The sequence below is a fragment of the Mesorhizobium caraganae genome (assembly GCF_016836705.1).
In the GTDB taxonomy this organism is placed as follows: domain Bacteria; phylum Pseudomonadota; class Alphaproteobacteria; order Rhizobiales; family Rhizobiaceae; genus Mesorhizobium; species Mesorhizobium caraganae.
This window is the reverse complement of record NZ_JAFCGY010000031.1, coordinates 16,608-31,042: the sequence shown is the minus strand read 5'-3', so window position 1 is coordinate 31,042 and position 14,435 is coordinate 16,608. Positions and strand designations below refer to the sequence as shown.

Sequence of the window (14,435 nt, the reverse complement as noted above, 5' to 3'; positions counted from 1 at the left end):
AGCAGCACGGAGACTGACGGGAGGAAGAAATGAACCGGTCAAGGACGTTTGCGATCGAGCACGATCGCTATGGCTGCGGGTGGTGCGATCCCACCCTGTCGACGATGTCGAGAACAACGAGCTTTATCGGCTGATCGCTGGCAAAAACAAGGTCATCACCGGCACCAACTTCGAGGCGTTCCGCTTCGACATCAAGACCCGCCTATCGCGGTGGGAGGGCTACACGCCGCCGAACGTTAACTGAAAACTATTCCGGTTCGGAGTACTTTGGACAGCCCGGCCACCGCGCTGGGCATTTCCATGTCAGTGAACAATGCGATCGGCTATCTCGGCTCGAAGCCGGGTTACGGGCGCGAGTGGCCCGACCGCAACCCAGCGAGCGCTCTCTCCGCCAGTTTGCTTTCCGCTTGAACGATGCTCGCCAATCTTCCATTGGCAGCTACTTTCCGTCCCGGAAACTGCGAAACGAGCGGTTCGCCGTTTCTGTGAGAGGGGGAAACGCTCTAGGCAACGAGGCCTTGCCTGATTTGGTTTACCTCTTCGATCGGGACCGGATGCCCGGTGAGGAAGCCCTGCATCAAATCTACCCCCAGGCGCTGCAGCAATATGTACTGCTCTTCCGTTTCAACGCCCTCGGCCAGCACGACATGGCCGAGATTGCGAAGCAGTCCGACCATGTCCCTCAACAGGCTAAGGCCATGAGACGTCTGGCAATCGTGGAGGAAGCTGCGGTCGATCTTGACCACGTCGAATTTGAAACGGCGGAGCCATGTAAGGCCAGCAAATCCCGTTCCGAAGTCATCCAGCCAGATCTGAACGCCCAATTTTCGCAGCCGCTCCACGTTTCTTACCGCTTGCGCCTCCAGAAAGATGTCACTGCCTTCGGTGATTTCGATGGCCAGTTTCTGTGGCGCGAGGCCGTGCCGTCCAAGGATTTCGGTGATCCGGAGTGAAAAGTTAGGAACCTTGAGCTGAAAAACAGATACGTTCACGGTCACGACCGAGCCCAATCCGTATTCGGCCATGTCACCGCAGGCTCGATCGACCAGCCACGTACCCAGTTCCACTATCGCGCCAGTTTGCTCGGCAACGGGTATGAATACGGACGGACTGATCATGGTACCGTCGAAGTCACATACCCGCATCAGCGTCTCGTGGCCCAGCACCCGTCCAGACGCCAAGTCGCAAATTGGCTGGTAGGCGACAGAAACGAGCTGGTTGGAAACTGCCAGCTTCAGCAGTTCTGAAAGATTTTCGCCGGAGCGATCCCGGCCGGTGGCGTGCGGGTCGTAAATTGTGAACGTAGCCCGACCTGCAAACTTGGACGCGTAGAGTGCGCGGTCAGCTTCCTGCAGCAGGATTCTAAGTTCTACGCTCTGATCGGCACGCGTCAACGAGGCCCCGGCACTGATCGTGACAATGTTGAGCTTGTCACCCCGATCAGGGTGATAGATGTCCAAGTCCTCCACAGCGCGACAAAATTGCTGCGTTATTTCGTGAAGGTGAGCCCGTCCGGTGACCTTGCAGAGAATGACGAATTCTTCTCCGCCATAGCGTGCCGCGACGGCGTTGTTCGAAGCCGCTATTTCGGAAAGGACCTGGGCGAGTTTGATCAGACAATCGTCGCCGGCTTGATGACCAAGTCCGTCATTGAACCTTTTGAAGTAGTCGACGTCGATCAGAATGAGGCCTATCTCGTCGTCGTCCGCGGCCCAGTCTTCGCGCAGCTCCGAGAACTCTCGAATGATCGCTCTCCGGTTTTTCATTCCCGTGAGCGGATCGGTGTCCGCGATTTCGGTTAGCTTCTGCCCCTTCCTGATAGCAGCCTGCTCCTGAATCTGTGCCCGAAGTGCGTGCAGGAAAGTCTGGTACCGCTCCAAGCTAAGTCGCCAGGAAAGATACAGCGACAACACCAGACAATTCACGAAATACGCCGACAGCACGACTCGGCCCACTATGTCGGCCTGGAGGAAGAACAGCGCGGCGCACACAAAGCTTGCGGCGACCGTCGCGGAGGCAATGGCCGAAAGCCAAAACCGGAAGTTGAAGAACAAATTCGCACCCAGGATAAACACGGTGCCAAAAACCATGAAATGGGAGAGGGCATCCTGATGCTCTGTTCCAAGAGCGGAGACGAGCCATCCAAGGGCACCGGATACAATCGCCAGCGCTGCTACAAGGTGCAAGGTGGCAAGGGCGAAGCCCCGTCGGGCGACAAATTCGACAAGCGCCAGGGACGTGATCCCCAGCACAACGCGGGTCAAAACAAGCCGATCGGCTATATCCGGAAAAAGAAACCAATCGAAGAGGCCATAGGCCACATAGCTGAGTACAGCAGCCGCAATACCCCATCGCACGAGACTGCGATTTTCATCGGCATCTTTCTGCAGGAACAGCGCCAGGAGTTCCGGATCGGCCGAATGCCAGCGCGGGCGTGCAATCGCAACCGCCACCTTCTGGGCAACGTCCTCGCTCAGTTGCATTGCAACGCTCCTCTGCGATCTGCGGTAGCGAATGCAATAGCCGAGGTTGCCTGCCGTCGGAGAATGAAGGCACCACTGTCCGCAAGAAAAGTCGGATGTCGCTAACCGACGGTAAACAGACGGTTCGGATTTAGCCAGTTCAGCAAGGTGAAGGGGCCGCTCAATTGGCTAAAGTTTTATTAAAATTTTATTAAAATAGTTCGCATCGTGCAGCGACACACCTATGCTGTTTGCCGGGGACCGGGGGGTAAAACCGGAGAGTAAACGGCATGCCAATCGACCCAAAAGTGCAGCTCGACGAATACAGCCTCGTCACCACCAGACTGATGAAGAAACATGCCCCTACCTCTGAAGAGACGATTGACACTAACGAGTTGAGGGACAGGACGGCCCAGCTCGCCCTGATACTGGATCTTGCTCACCAAGCCTTCATGCGGCACAAACCGGCCGCCCCCATCGTCCACCGCCTGGCAGGCAGACTCCATAAGCTCCGCCGGCAGGTTGCTCCCGCGGTCTGGCAGAAACTCGTCCCGTTGGCTCAGCAGCATCGGGTCGCGGAATATTTGATCCAGGATCCGTTCACGCGTTGGTCGGTCGAAAAACCGCGCGGGTATTCAGGCGATGCAGGCCTGCTGGACATTTACTACAAGCATCCCGCTGCCGACGATGCCGTGGCTTCGTCGACCTTACTTGGTCGGCAAATTTACGCGTACACCAGTGAAGCCGCCAGTTCGGTGGCGGGGCGCGAGCGGCGGGATATCCTGGCCAGGACCGTCGACGAGACGGCCAGCGTTGTGGCGAAGGCGGAGGTCCTGGCGATTGCCTGCGGCCACCTGCGGGAAGCCGAACGCTCCGACGCGTTGGCCAAGCGCAAATTGCAACGTTGGATCGGCCTGGACCAGGACCCCGTCAGCGTAGCCACCGTGAACCACGACTTTGCCGGCACGGCAGTCGAGGCACTCCAGGGCTCTGTACGCGGCATTCTTCGCCGCGCCTATTCTCTTGGCACATTCGATCTCGTCTACGCATCGGGGCTTTACGATTACCTGCCGCGTGCCATCGGCGTCCGACTGCTGCAAAGAGCCATGGAACTCGTCAAGCCTGGTGGCGAATTCCTGTTTGCCAATTTCAGCGACGAGATCACGACCGATGGCTACATGGAGACCTTCATGGATTGGCCGCTCATCCTGCGTTCGGCTGACGATATGTGGGACATCATCAATGCCGCCCTCGGCAGGAGCTCTTTCGAAGCGCACGTATATTATGGCTCGAACCGAAATATCGTTTACGGCAAAGTCAGGAAAGGCGACCTCTAACTGACACAGCGCAGGAAATCGCGCGAGTCTCCCATTTTCGGTATCACAGCTGCGAGCGCTTAAGATGGTCGATCAGCGCGCGCAGCTTCGGCGCGGCATTCCTGCGGCTCGGATAATAGAGGTAGAAGCCGGCAAAGCGCGGGCAGTAGTTTTCGAGCACTGGTATCAGGTCGCCGCGTTCGATTGCGCGGCGAAAGCTCTCTTCCATGCCGAAGGTGATGCCCGCGCCGGCGACAGCGAGCTTGATCATCAGGCTCATCTCGTTGGTCGTGATCTCCGGCGCGACCTCGACCCGGAATTCGCGGCCCTGATCGGCGAATTCCCAGCGATAGGGCGCAACCTTCGGCGCCGGACGCCAGCCGATGCAGCGATGTTGGGCAAGTTCCGCGGGATGAGACGGCAGGCCGAAGCGGTCGCGATAGGCAGGCGAGCAGACGGCAATCTGCCGCTCGTCATGCGCCACCGGCACGGCGATCATGTCCTCGTCGATCACCTCTCCCAACCGCACCCCGGCATCATAGCCTTCGGCGACGATGTCGAACTCTTCGTCGGTCACCGTGATGTCGAGCTGGATATCGGGATTGGCAGTGCAGAAAGCCGCGAGAAACGGCCCGGACAGGAAGCGTTCGGCAATCGAGGATACGGCCAGCCGCAACTGGCCGCGCGGGCGGTCGCGCAGTGCCTGTGTCGCCTCGAGCGCGGAGCGCATGTCGGCAATGGCCGGCCCGACTTCGGCATGGAGCCTCTCGCCGGCTTCGGTCAGGCTAACGCTGCGCGTGGTGCGTTGCACCAGGGCAATGCCAAGGCTCTCCTCCAGCCGCTTGATCGTCTGGCTGACGGCCGAGCGGCTGACGCCCAGCCGATCGGCTGCAGCGCGGAAATTCCGCTCCTCGGCGACAAGCGCAAAGACCACCAGTGCATTGATGTCAGGCGACACTGGTTAGCTCCGCTTTCCATAGTGTGGAGAAATGGGTGTCTTATCGCAACAATGCTCTCGGCGTATCTCCCTTGGCAACCCACCTCTCAGTCCAGACATAAAGGAAAGTTGCCATGTCCCTCGACAAGATCGTTCTCGTCACCGGTGGCTCCAGCGGTATCGGCGCCGGCATCGCTCGCGAACTCGGCGCCGCCGGCGCCAGGCTGATGCTCGGCGCCCGGCGCACCGACCGGCTGGAAATTCTGGCCCAGGAAATCCGCGCAGGCGGCGGCGAGATCATGACCCGCCGGCTCGACGTCACTGACCGCGCCGATGTCGCGACCTTCGCCGACGCGGCGCGCCAGGCCTGGGGCCGGGTCGACGTCATCGTCAACAATGCCGGCATCATGCCGCTGTCCCTGATGGCATCGATGAAAACGGATGAATGGGACCAGATGGTCGACGTCAACATCAAGGGTGTGCTCAACGGCATCGCGGCGGTGTTGCCGGAGATGACGGCGCGCGGTTCGGGCCACATCATCAACATTGCCTCGGTCGGGGCGCTTACCGTGTCGCCGACGGCGGCGGTCTATTGCGCGACCAAGTATGCCGTGCGCGCCATTTCCGACGGACTGCGGCAGGAACGCAACGACATCCGCGTCACTTGCATCCACCCGGGCGTGGTCGAGAGCGAACTTGCCGGCACGATCACCGACCCGGCAGCGGCGGCGGCGATGAGCAGCTATCGCGCCATCGCGCTGCAGCCCGACGCCATCGGCCGGGCGGTGCGCTTTGCCATCGAGCAGCCGGACGATGTCGACATCAACGAGATCGTCATGCGCCCGACGCGGGCGGCGCATTGACGCGTTCCGTCGCCGCGTCGCTTGTCTTGGCGCTATTCAACTCCGCAACCACCGAGCACCACCGGATGAACACCAATCCTTATGTCGGCATGTGGGTCACCGCCGACCGTAATGTCCGCCACGAACTCCTGGCCAACGGCCGCTATGTCGAGGCAAGGGGAAAACGCGAACGCGCCTATCTCGGGCGATATGTCGTGACGGGCAATCACATCGATTATTGGGACGACACCGGCTTCACCGCCGAGGGAGACTTTGTTGATGGCGTGCTGCACCACGCCGGCATGATCCTTTACCGGGACAAATGACGGGTCGCCGAGCGCAATCCGGGCCGATCGGAACAGATCTCCAGGCCTTTGCTGCTACTCGGTCGTCAGTTGGCGGAGTTTCCCGGCAGTGTCGCAGCCCGCATTCGTCATCCTGCTCATGCTGTTGGCGGTCGTCCTTGCCGCAGGCGTGCAGGCTTTGCTGCGGCTCCGGCGAGACGACATGGACGGAGCGCGATCAGCGGGGTTGTGGATGGCCATCCTGCTCGCCCTTCCGCTGATCGCATGGCTGTCGGTCAATGCCATGCAACGCAATTGGCCCTGACCTCGTTCAGCTCTCGAAATAGCTGACACTGTCGAGATCGGCGATGAGCCCCGGCCCGGTCGGCAGCCATCCCAGCGCGTTGCGTGTCTGCTCGCTCGACGCCGACAGATCCCTGCCGATGAAATGGCCGAGGAAGCCGAAATGCCCGGCTGCCTCCTCGAGGCTTTTGGAAACGACCGGCAGGTTGAGGCGGCGGCCGATGATCTCGGCGATCTCCCTGGTCGCCACGCCCTGTTCGCCAACCGCATGATAGCTGGCGCCGCCGGCGCCCTTCTCCAGCGCCAGCCTGTACAGCGTGGCGGCGTCGGACCGGTGCACCGCGGCCCAGCGGTTCATACCGTCGCCAACATAGGCCGAGACGCCTTTTTCACGCGCAATGGCAATCAGCATCGGCACGAAGCCGTGGTCGCCGTCGCCGTGGACGGTCGGCGCAAGCCGTACCGTCGATGCGCGCACCCCGCGCGCGGCAAGCGCCATGGCCGTCGCTTCCGAAGCGCGCGGGAAGGAGGCCGATGGCGGCGCGGGCAGGTCGCCCTCGGTCGCTGCCCTTCCCTGCGCAAAGCCGGCGAGCCCGGAGGTGACAAGCAGCGGCCGCTCCGAACCTTCCAGCACCGCGCCGAGCGTTTCGATGGCGCGCTGGTCGGCTGCGCAACTGGCGGCGAATTTCGAAAAGTCGTGGTTGAAGCCCGTATGGATGACGCCATCCGCCTGGGCGGCACCGCTGCGCAGGCTGTCCAGGTCCTCGATATCGCCGCGATGCGCCTCGGCACCCGCGGCCACGATCGACTTTGCACCAGCCTCCGAGCGGGCAAGGCCAAGCACCTGATGACCCGCCCCAAGCAATTCCCGCACAACGGCCGAACCGACAAAACCGGTGGCGCCGGTAACGAACACACGCATGATGATTTCTCCTTGGTTTCGTCGAAGGCCGCGCGAGGCAGCCCGTTGCCGAAGGAGATAGAAGGTTGAGATCATACGATCTATGCTGTAAAATCCGAAATATCTTCGCAATCGTCCGGGACTGCTCATGGATCCGCTGTCAGACGTGCTGTCGCTGCTGAAGCCGCGCAATTATCTGTCCGCCGGGCTGGAGGCTGGTGGCGACTGGGCGATCCAGTTCCCCGACCAGCAGGCCGCCATCAAATGCGGCGCCGTGGTCTACGGCCAATGCTGGCTGTCGGTCGAGGGGGTCGCTGACGCGGTGCGCCTTGACGCCGGCGACTGTTTCCTGCTGCCGCGCGGCCCCGGCCTTTTCGGCTTGCCAGCGATCTCGGCCTGCCGACGGGCGACGCCCGAACGATCTTTTCACCGGCGCGCACCGGCGGCATCACCACCCACAATGGCGGCGGCGATTTCCTGCTGGTCAGCAGCCGCTTCGCGCTGTCCGGCGACCATGCCGGCATCCTGTTGCGGATGCTGCCGCCCATCGTCCACATCCGTGGGGACAGTGACCATTCGGCGCTGCGTTGGCCGGTGGAGCGGATGATGCAGGAATTGCGCCAGCGGCGTCCCGGCGGCTTTCTCATCGTCGAGCATCTCGCCCATATGATCCTGATCGAGGCCTTGCGCCTGCATATGGGGGCTCGTGACAGCGTCGGCTGGCTGTTCGCGCTGACCGACAGGCAGATCGGCGCCGCGATCGCCGCCATGCACGAAGACCCGGCGCATGCCTGGACATTGCAGACGCTGGCCGAGCGCGCCGGCATGTCGCGATCGACCTTTGCGCTGAAGTTCAAGCAGACGGTCGGGGCCTCACCCCTGGATTATCTGACGCGCTGGCGCATGATGCTCGCCGGCGACAGGTTGATGCATTCCGGCGATCCGGTGTCCGTTATTGCGCTGGCGCTCGGCTATGAATCCGAAAGCGCCTTCAGCACGGCGTTCAAGCGCGTCATGGGCTGTTCGCCGCGCCAATACAGCCGGCGCCTGGAAACGGACTCGCCGGCGCAGGGCGAACGCGAAGCCGCCTGAGCAGGCGATCCGATGCCGGATCACCTTGCCTACAGGCTGTAGCGCGAGCGAAACTCGGCGAAGGACATCGCCAGATGGTTCTCGTCCACCTTGCCGGTGATCCCGTCGATGCTGCCCGACTGGCTGAATTGCCAGATGGCATAATTGGTGAAGCCTGACGGTATCGGCGGCGGGCTCGAGCCGTAGCGGGCGAGCCAGAGCGGGCAGTTGCCGAAACCGCTCGGGTTGCCCAGTGCCTGCCAGATATTGGCGCGGGTGTAGATGAACGGCCAGCGGCCACTATGGGCGGAGCGCACCGCCGCCACCCAATCCTTCGCCTTCTGGACATAGGCGGCCCGCGCCGCCGGCGTTGCCGGAATGAGTTCGATGTCGAGCGAGGGAATGAGGTCGCCACTGCCGAACGACACGGTGTTGAGGAAGGCATGCGCCTGGTCGGCGCCCGAAGCGGTGTTGCGCAGGAAGTGATATCCCCCCACCAGCAATCCCGCCGCCTTCGCATCGGCAACATTGCGCACCGCGAATGCGTCCTTGTTGGTCTTGTCGGATATCTTGACGATGGTGAACTTGACCCCGGCATTGCCGACCCGCGTCCACTTGATGGCGCTGGCGCCACCGCCGCCGGCCTCGTTTTGATAATGCGAAACGTCGATCCCTTCACGCGTCGGCATGCCCCTGCTCCCATAGCCAAGCGGGCGCCGAAAATTCGGTGCGCCCGATTCGTTTTGATGCAAGCTGTAAGAACTTCCCCCGAAGCTCAGCGAACATTGGTGCGGAATAGAGAACCTGACTCTCTTGCTTCGCTGAATTCAGGCATATTAGCCCTGTCTAAGTCCGCCTCTGTGAAACCCTTCACACAGCTTTGCAGGAAGCGGACGATCCGGTCGGTGACGGCGTCGGGCTTTGCGTCCTTTGTACAATCGGGCGTGGCATGCGCTTGATCCACTCTCGCCGTCTTGATTTATATTCCCATCTTGTCCAGGGACTGCAAAGGCCAGCAAGCATGAAACCGGAACAGCGGGCAAGGAAGTGGATCGAGAAGAAGGCCAAGAAAGGTGTGCGAAGCCATCCAGTCGGTACCATCGCGTTTTATGGTCCCGATGACAGGCGCGCCACCAAGGCGGCCGTCGCCATCATTCCTGACCAGCACTCCGACGCGACCGAGATGCGCCGCTGGTTTGCCGAAACGGGCGATCTGCGCAAGGACGATACGATCTTTGGCGAAATCGCTGCGTTCTTGCAGGAGCACGAAGTCCATTCCGTGGTCATGGTCGACGGAATTCTCGGTTGCCCACACGAAGAAGGGACTGACTACCCGGAAGGAGGCGTCTGCCCGCGATGCCCTTATTGGGTGGGGCGGGATCGCTGGTCGGGCAAGTTGAAAGCGTACTGATGCTCAATCGGGCTTTGGTCCAGCCTCTCAGCCTTGCGCCTCTGACGGGTGCGCAGCGATTGCGCTCAGGAAAACCTTGCCGAACTCCTTGAGCTTGGCAGCACCGACGCCGTTCACCTCGGCGAAAGCGTCGAGGTCTTGCGGGCGGCGTTCGGCCATGTCGATCAGCGTGCGATCGGAAAACACCACATAGGCCGGCACCTGGCGCTCCTTGGCCAGACGCAGCCGCAGCGTCTTGAGGGTGGCGAGCAGCGATGCATCGACATTTTCGCCCTGGGGAGTCTGGCCGGCACGAGCCGCGCGGCGCGCCGCGCGGGTGCGCGTCTCGACGCGGTACTGGAACGGAACCTCGCCACGGCCGAGCGCATGGCCCTTGTCGGCGATGGCCAAGCCGCCATGGCCACCTGGATCCGGCACCAGGAAGCCGTTCGCGACCAACTGACGGATCAGCGACTGCCAAAAGTCCTTTTTGTGCGCGGCACCGCTGCCGAAAGCGGCCAGCCGGTGATGGCCCCTTGCCGCCACTTTTTCGGTCTCGTGACCAAGCAGAATGTCGATGACATGGCCGGCGCCGAAGCGCTCGCCGCTCTGTGCCACCGCTGCCAGTATAATGCCAGCCTCGGTGGTGCCGTCGGCGCGCGGCGCCTGTTCCAGGCAGTTGTCGCAATTGCCGCAAGGCGAAGCCTCTTCGCCGAAATAGCCGAGCAGCACCTGGCGCCGGCACTCCGCCGTCTCGCAATAGCCGATCAGCGTGTCGAGCCGGCCATGCGAGCGGCGCTTGTGCTCGGCGGCCGCGTCCTCGTCCTCGATGAACATGCGGCGCATGCGGATATCGCCGAGGCCGTACAGCATATAAGCTTCCGCTGCTCGCCCGTCGCGGCCAGCGCGACCGATTTCCTGGTAATAGGCTTCGAGGCTGCCCGGCAGATCGGTGTGGAAGACATAAGCGACGTCAGGCTTGTCGATGCCCATGCCGAAGGCGATGGTCGCCACCATGACGACGCCCGACAGCGTCATGAAAGCGTTCTGGTTGGCGTCACGCGCCTCCTTGCTCATGCCGGCGTGATAGGCAAGCGCGGTGACGCCGTTCTTCTCGAGGAAGGCCGCCATCTCTTCGGTCTTCTTGCGCGACAGGCAGTAGACGATGCCGCTGCGCCCCTGATGGCGCTCGATGAAATTGAGCAACTGCCGCTTGCTGTCCTGCTTGGGCTCGATGGCAAGCTTGATGTTGGGTCGGTCGAAGCCAAGCACCTGCGTTTCCACACGCCCGCCAAACAGCCGCGTCTCGATGTCTGCGCGCGTCGTCTCGTCCGCCGTCGCCGTCACCGCAATGATCGGCACGTCGGGAAAGATGCCGCGCAGCTGCGACAGATCTTCATATTCGCGCCGGAACGCCGGCCCCCATTGCGAAATGCAATGCGCCTCGTCGATGGCGATCAGCCTGACATCGAGCCTGGCCAGCGCATCGAGCATGCGCTCGGTCATCAGCCGTTCTGGCGCCAGATAGAGTAGCCGCGTCTGGCCCGACGCAACACGCCGCCATGCCGCGACATTGGCGTCGCGCTCGATGGATGAATTGATCGTATCGGCGGCAACACCGGCAAGGCGCAAAGCCGCGACCTGGTCCTGCATCAGTGCCACCAGCGGCGACACGACAATGGTAAGCCCGCCCTTGACCAGCGCCGGCACCTGGTAGCAGAGCGACTTGCCCGCCCCCGTCGGCATCACGGCCAGAACATGACGGCCGGCGAGCAGCGCCTCCATCACCGACGCTTGGCCTGGGCGAAAATCGTCGAAGCCGAACACGTCCTTGAGGACACGCCGTTTGGGATCGTGCGTCGAAACGCTCGTCGTCGATATCTGCATCACTGATGTTTTCGATCGGCCGCCCGAAGTAGCGGCATGGGCAACGATTAGCCCAGCCCCCGTCCGACCACAACAAGCAGCAGCAACATCCCACCGATGATCGACCTGGCCGGCGCCGTTAAACCTATCTTCACAATGTTGCGGCACCGTCCGAACCCTGCGGCGATGTTTCGAGTACCGCTGCGCTACGAGCGCACAGGCAACGGGCCCGCGCCTCCCAGGAGGCGCGGGTTTTCCGTTTCTGGAACAGACAGACAAAAGTGATTAGGCCAGGAAGTCGGCCCGGTGCGGAGTAAAACTGTCGACCAGGCGGCCGGCCTCCAGCGCCTTGACGCCGTGCATCAGATTGGACGGCACGATGAAGCTGCCGCCGGTCCCGATTGTTTCAGTCCGGCCGCCGATGGTGACCTCGAATCGGCCTTCGGCGACATAGCTGGCCTGGACATGCGGGTGCGAATGCAGCGCGCCGACACCGCCCTTGTCGAAGCCGAATTCGACCAGCATCAGCTCATCGGTGTGCAGGAGAACGCGCCGCCTGTTGCCGTCCGGCGTCGGCGTCCAGGCGCTCTCGCCGGGATGGGCGAAAATCTTGGCTTGAGTCATGACCGTCTCCTCATCGCGCCAGCCAGCCGCCGTCGACCGGGACCACCGCGCCATGCATATAGTCGGACGCTGGCGCAAGCAGGAAGACGGCGGCGTCGCCTATGTCTTCCGGCCCACCCCAGCGGCCGGCCGGGATGCGCGCCAGTATCGCGGCGCTGCGGTCGGGATCGGCGCGCAGCGCCTCGGTGTTGTTGGTTTCGATATAGCCCGGCGCAATGGCGTTGACGTTGATGCCTTTTGCCGCCCATTCGCAGGCGAGCAGCCTAGTTATGCCGAGCGCGCCATGTTTCGACGCGGTGTAGGACGCCACGCGGATGCCGCCCTGGAAACTCAGCACCGAGGCGATGTTGACGATCTTGCCACGGCGCCTGGGATCGGCCAGCACGCGCCTGGCAAAAGCCTGGCTCAAAAAGAACAGCGTCTTCAGATTGACGTCGATGACGTCGTCCCAGTCGGCCTCGGTGAAATCGACCGCATCGGCACGCCGGATGATGCCGGCATTGTTGACCAGCCCGTCGATTGGGCCGGTCTTTTCCCAGACCTGGTCGAGCATCGCCTTGGCGGCGGCATGGTCGGCGAGATCGCACCGCACGGCCTCGAACTGCCCGCCGGCCTCACTGACCTTGGTTTCCGTGTCATCCATCGCCGAGCGGCCGACACCGATGACGGTGCCGCCGGCGCGCGCAATCGAGACCGCGATGCCCTGGCCGATGCCGGTATTGGCGCCGGTGACCAGGATGCGCCTGCCGGCGAGGCTGAAGGCGGACGACCCTCTCAACGCAATTCGCCCAGCGGCACCGGATCGACATCGGTGTAGTCGACATTGTCGCCGGCCATCGCCCATATGAAGGCATAGTTGGAGGTGCCGGCGCCCGAATGGATCGACCAGCCCGGCGACAGCAGCGCCTCCTCATTGGCCATGACGAGATGTCGGGTTTCGTCCGGCTCGCCCATGAAATGGAAGACGCGCGCCGTCTCCGGCAGATCGAAATAGAGATAGGCCTCCATGCGTCGGTCATGCACATGGCAAGGGATGGTGTTCCACACCGAGCCCGGCGCCAGCTGGGTTATGCCGACCACCAGCTGACAGGTCTTGACGCCCCCGGCATGGATGAACTGGAAGATCGAGCGCTCGTTGCAGGTCTCCTTGCTGCCGAGGTCGAGACGCTTCGCATCGCCGATACGGATCAATCGGTTCGGATGGGTGTGATGCGCCGGCGCGCTGAGCAGGTAGAACTTGGCCGGCTGGCCCGTATCGGCCGACGCGAACGACACATCGGTGCTGCCCATGCCGAGATAAAGCATGTCGCGTGCCTGCAATGGGTGGGTCTCGCCATTTGCCGTCACCGAGCCGGCGCCGCCGATGTTGACGATGATCAGCTCGCGGCGGTCGAGAAAATTCTTGGTCCCCGTCGGCTTGATCGCCTCCAGCGGCAGCGCTGCCCCTTGCGGCACGGCGCCGCCAACGATCATGCGGTCATAATGGGTATAGGTCAGGCTGACGCGTCCCGGCTGGAACAGGTCGTCAATGTGGAAGTTGTGACGCAACTCGTCGGTTCCCATGGACGCCGCGGCTACCGGGTCGATGGCGAAACGCGAGGTATAGTCGGTATGGGGATGATCCATCATTGCTCCAGCTGATTCTTCTATTCGGTTTCCGCCGCCTTGACCGAGTCGGCATAAAAGACCTGGCGTGCGTGCAGGCGCTCGCGATAGCGCTGCTGGCTGGCGGTGAGATGGGCGCGCATCGCCTCGCGTGCGGCTTCGGCGTCACCCGATGTGATCGCATTCAGGATCACCAGATGCTCGCGCTGCAGCCCGCGCTGATAGCTGTCGGACTGCACCAGTTCGGTCGACCAGGGCGAGGTCACGTCGCACGGAATGGCTCGCCGGCCCAGCACATCGAGCATCTCGACATAGAACGGGTTGTTGGTGGCGCTGGCGATTGCCCGGTGGAAAGCGAGATCGGCCGGACCGGTCGGCTCGCTGTTGAGAAGCAGGCGCTCGAATTCGAAGAAGGCTTCCTGGATCGCCGCTTCCTGCGCCGCATTGCGGCGGATGGCGGCGAGCCCGGCCGATTCGATCTCGACCGCCAGGCGCACCTCGAGCACGTTGAGCGCGACCGAATCCTTGGCTCCCATATCGGCGGCGAGCGCGCCGAACATGGTCGAGATGTGTTCGGTGACGAAGACGCCGGCGCCCTGGCGCGCCTCGACCAGGCCGTCGGCGGCAAGCTTGGCCAGCGCCTCGCGGATGACGGTGCGGCTGACGCCGAAAGTCTCGGTCAACTGGCCCTCGGTCGGCAATTTGTGGCCCGGCAGGATCTCGCCCGCATGCAGCTGCTTGCGGATCGCCGCGACGACGGTCTCCGACAGTTTGGGTTTTCTCTCGACCCTGAGATCAACAGCGCTATCCGATGCCATGTCGCACCCCTGTTTG

15 protein-coding genes and 1 pseudogene are annotated in these 14,435 nt (G+C 62.5%); 7 read left to right on the top strand and 9 right to left on the bottom strand.

All coding sequences use genetic code 11. The annotated features are described in order from the left end of the window. The first annotated feature begins 82 nt into the window (after positions 1–82). Complete coding sequence (locus JQK88_RS29680; RefSeq protein WP_203280301.1) at positions 83–244, top strand: hypothetical protein; 162 nt, start codon at positions 83–85, stop codon at positions 242–244. Between the two features lie 259 nt (positions 245–503). Here the strand turns inward: JQK88_RS29680 and JQK88_RS29675 are convergent, their stop codons facing one another. After that, a complete protein-coding gene (locus tag JQK88_RS29675) occupies positions 504–2,483 on the bottom strand; it encodes a putative bifunctional diguanylate cyclase/phosphodiesterase (protein ID WP_203280300.1) in 1,980 nt (659 codons plus the stop codon). A 269-nt stretch (positions 2,484–2,752) separates the two neighbouring features. Here JQK88_RS29675 and JQK88_RS29670 point away from each other — a divergent pair, with 269 nt between their 5' ends. After that, positions 2,753–3,799 carry a class I SAM-dependent methyltransferase gene (locus JQK88_RS29670; RefSeq protein WP_203280299.1) on the top strand — a complete coding sequence of 349 codons (1,047 nt, stop codon included), beginning with the start codon at positions 2,753–2,755 and terminating at the stop codon, positions 3,797–3,799. Between the two features lie 43 nt (positions 3,800–3,842). On the opposite strand, the gene JQK88_RS29665 is transcribed toward JQK88_RS29670, so the two are convergent. Continuing rightward, entirely contained in the window at positions 3,843–4,736 is an 894-nt protein-coding gene (locus JQK88_RS29665) for a LysR family transcriptional regulator (RefSeq protein ID WP_203280298.1), read from the bottom strand. A gap of 113 nt (positions 4,737–4,849) precedes the next feature. Between JQK88_RS29665 and JQK88_RS29660 the strand changes: the two genes are divergently transcribed. The 3 genes from JQK88_RS29660 (at position 4,850) to JQK88_RS29650 (ending at position 6,166) form a co-directional block, all read left to right on the top strand. Further along, on the top strand, positions 4,850–5,578 hold the full coding sequence (locus JQK88_RS29660) for an SDR family oxidoreductase (RefSeq protein ID WP_203280297.1): 729 nt from the start codon (positions 4,850–4,852) through the stop codon (positions 5,576–5,578). 26 nt (positions 5,579–5,604) lie between these two features. After that, the gene (locus JQK88_RS29655) at positions 5,605–5,883 is read left to right on the top strand and encodes an Atu4866 domain-containing protein (protein WP_246501596.1); all 279 of its coding nucleotides are present in this window, start codon (positions 5,605–5,607) and stop codon (positions 5,881–5,883) included. 88 nt (positions 5,884–5,971) lie between these two features. Then, a complete protein-coding gene (locus tag JQK88_RS29650) occupies positions 5,972–6,166 on the top strand; it encodes a hypothetical protein (RefSeq protein ID WP_192252622.1) in 195 nt (64 codons plus the stop codon). Between the two features lie 6 nt (positions 6,167–6,172). Here the strand turns inward: JQK88_RS29650 and JQK88_RS29645 are convergent, their stop codons facing one another. Further along, a complete protein-coding gene (locus JQK88_RS29645; protein WP_192252625.1) occupies positions 6,173–7,066 on the bottom strand; it encodes an SDR family oxidoreductase in 894 nt (297 codons plus the stop codon). Between the two features lie 127 nt (positions 7,067–7,193). On the opposite strand from JQK88_RS29645, the pseudogene JQK88_RS29640 reads away from it, so the two are divergent. Beyond that, positions 7,194–8,137, top strand: a pseudogene (locus JQK88_RS29640) (AraC family transcriptional regulator). A gap of 29 nt (positions 8,138–8,166) precedes the next feature. Here JQK88_RS29640 and JQK88_RS29635 read toward each other — a convergent pair. Continuing rightward, positions 8,167–8,805 carry a glycoside hydrolase family 25 protein gene (locus tag JQK88_RS29635; protein ID WP_203280296.1) on the bottom strand — a complete coding sequence of 213 codons (639 nt, stop codon included), beginning with the start codon at positions 8,803–8,805 and terminating at the stop codon, positions 8,167–8,169. 332 nt (positions 8,806–9,137) lie between these two features. Here JQK88_RS29635 and JQK88_RS29630 point away from each other — a divergent pair, with 332 nt between their 5' ends. Then, the gene (locus JQK88_RS29630; protein WP_192252634.1) at positions 9,138–9,527 is read left to right on the top strand and encodes a hypothetical protein; all 390 of its coding nucleotides are present in this window, start codon (positions 9,138–9,140) and stop codon (positions 9,525–9,527) included. A gap of 27 nt (positions 9,528–9,554) precedes the next feature. On the opposite strand, the gene recQ is transcribed toward JQK88_RS29630, so the two are convergent. The 5 genes from recQ to JQK88_RS29605 form a co-directional block, all read right to left on the bottom strand. Beyond that, complete coding sequence (gene recQ, locus JQK88_RS29625) at positions 9,555–11,393, bottom strand: DNA helicase RecQ (RefSeq protein ID WP_203280324.1); 1,839 nt, start codon at positions 11,391–11,393, stop codon at positions 9,555–9,557. 264 nt (positions 11,394–11,657) lie between these two features. Continuing rightward, on the bottom strand, positions 11,658–11,996 hold the full coding sequence (locus JQK88_RS29620; protein ID WP_203280295.1) for a cupin domain-containing protein: 339 nt from the start codon (positions 11,994–11,996) through the stop codon (positions 11,658–11,660). 10 nt (positions 11,997–12,006) lie between these two features. Beyond that, entirely contained in the window at positions 12,007–12,774 is a 768-nt protein-coding gene (gene kduD, locus JQK88_RS29615; protein ID WP_246501594.1) for a 2-dehydro-3-deoxy-D-gluconate 5-dehydrogenase KduD, read from the bottom strand. Further along, complete coding sequence (gene kduI / locus JQK88_RS29610) at positions 12,771–13,622, bottom strand: 5-dehydro-4-deoxy-D-glucuronate isomerase (protein WP_203280294.1); 852 nt, start codon at positions 13,620–13,622, stop codon at positions 12,771–12,773. Before kduI ends, kduD begins: the two co-directional genes overlap by 4 nt. A gap of 20 nt (positions 13,623–13,642) precedes the next feature. Continuing rightward, entirely contained in the window at positions 13,643–14,419 is a 777-nt protein-coding gene (locus tag JQK88_RS29605) for a FadR/GntR family transcriptional regulator (protein ID WP_192252646.1), read from the bottom strand. Positions 14,420–14,435: the final 16 nt, after the last annotated feature.

Excerpts from the sequence above, each read along its gene's own strand:
- JQK88_RS29675 (WP_203280300.1), bottom strand. The coding sequence starts at position 2,483 with ATGCAACTGAGCGAGGACGTTGCCCAGAAGGTGGCGGTTGCGATTGCA.
- JQK88_RS29670 (WP_203280299.1), top strand. The coding sequence starts at position 2,753 with ATGCCAATCGACCCAAAAGTGCAGCTCGACGAATACAGCCTCGTCACC.
- JQK88_RS29660 (WP_203280297.1), top strand. The coding sequence starts at position 4,850 with ATGTCCCTCGACAAGATCGTTCTCGTCACCGGTGGCTCCAGCGGTATC.
- JQK88_RS29645 (WP_192252625.1), bottom strand. The coding sequence starts at position 7,066 with ATGCGTGTGTTCGTTACCGGCGCCACCGGTTTTGTCGGTTCGGCCGTT.
- JQK88_RS29635 (WP_203280296.1), bottom strand. The coding sequence starts at position 8,805 with ATGCCGACGCGTGAAGGGATCGACGTTTCGCATTATCAAAACGAGGCC.
- JQK88_RS29630 (WP_192252634.1), top strand. The coding sequence starts at position 9,138 with ATGAAACCGGAACAGCGGGCAAGGAAGTGGATCGAGAAGAAGGCCAAG.
- recQ (WP_203280324.1), bottom strand. The coding sequence starts at position 11,393 with ATGCAGATATCGACGACGAGCGTTTCGACGCACGATCCCAAACGGCGT.
- JQK88_RS29620 (WP_203280295.1), bottom strand. The coding sequence starts at position 11,996 with ATGACTCAAGCCAAGATTTTCGCCCATCCCGGCGAGAGCGCCTGGACG.
- kduI (WP_203280294.1), bottom strand. The coding sequence starts at position 13,622 with ATGGATCATCCCCATACCGACTATACCTCGCGTTTCGCCATCGACCCG.
- JQK88_RS29605 (WP_192252646.1), bottom strand. The coding sequence starts at position 14,419 with ATGGCATCGGATAGCGCTGTTGATCTCAGGGTCGAGAGAAAACCCAAA.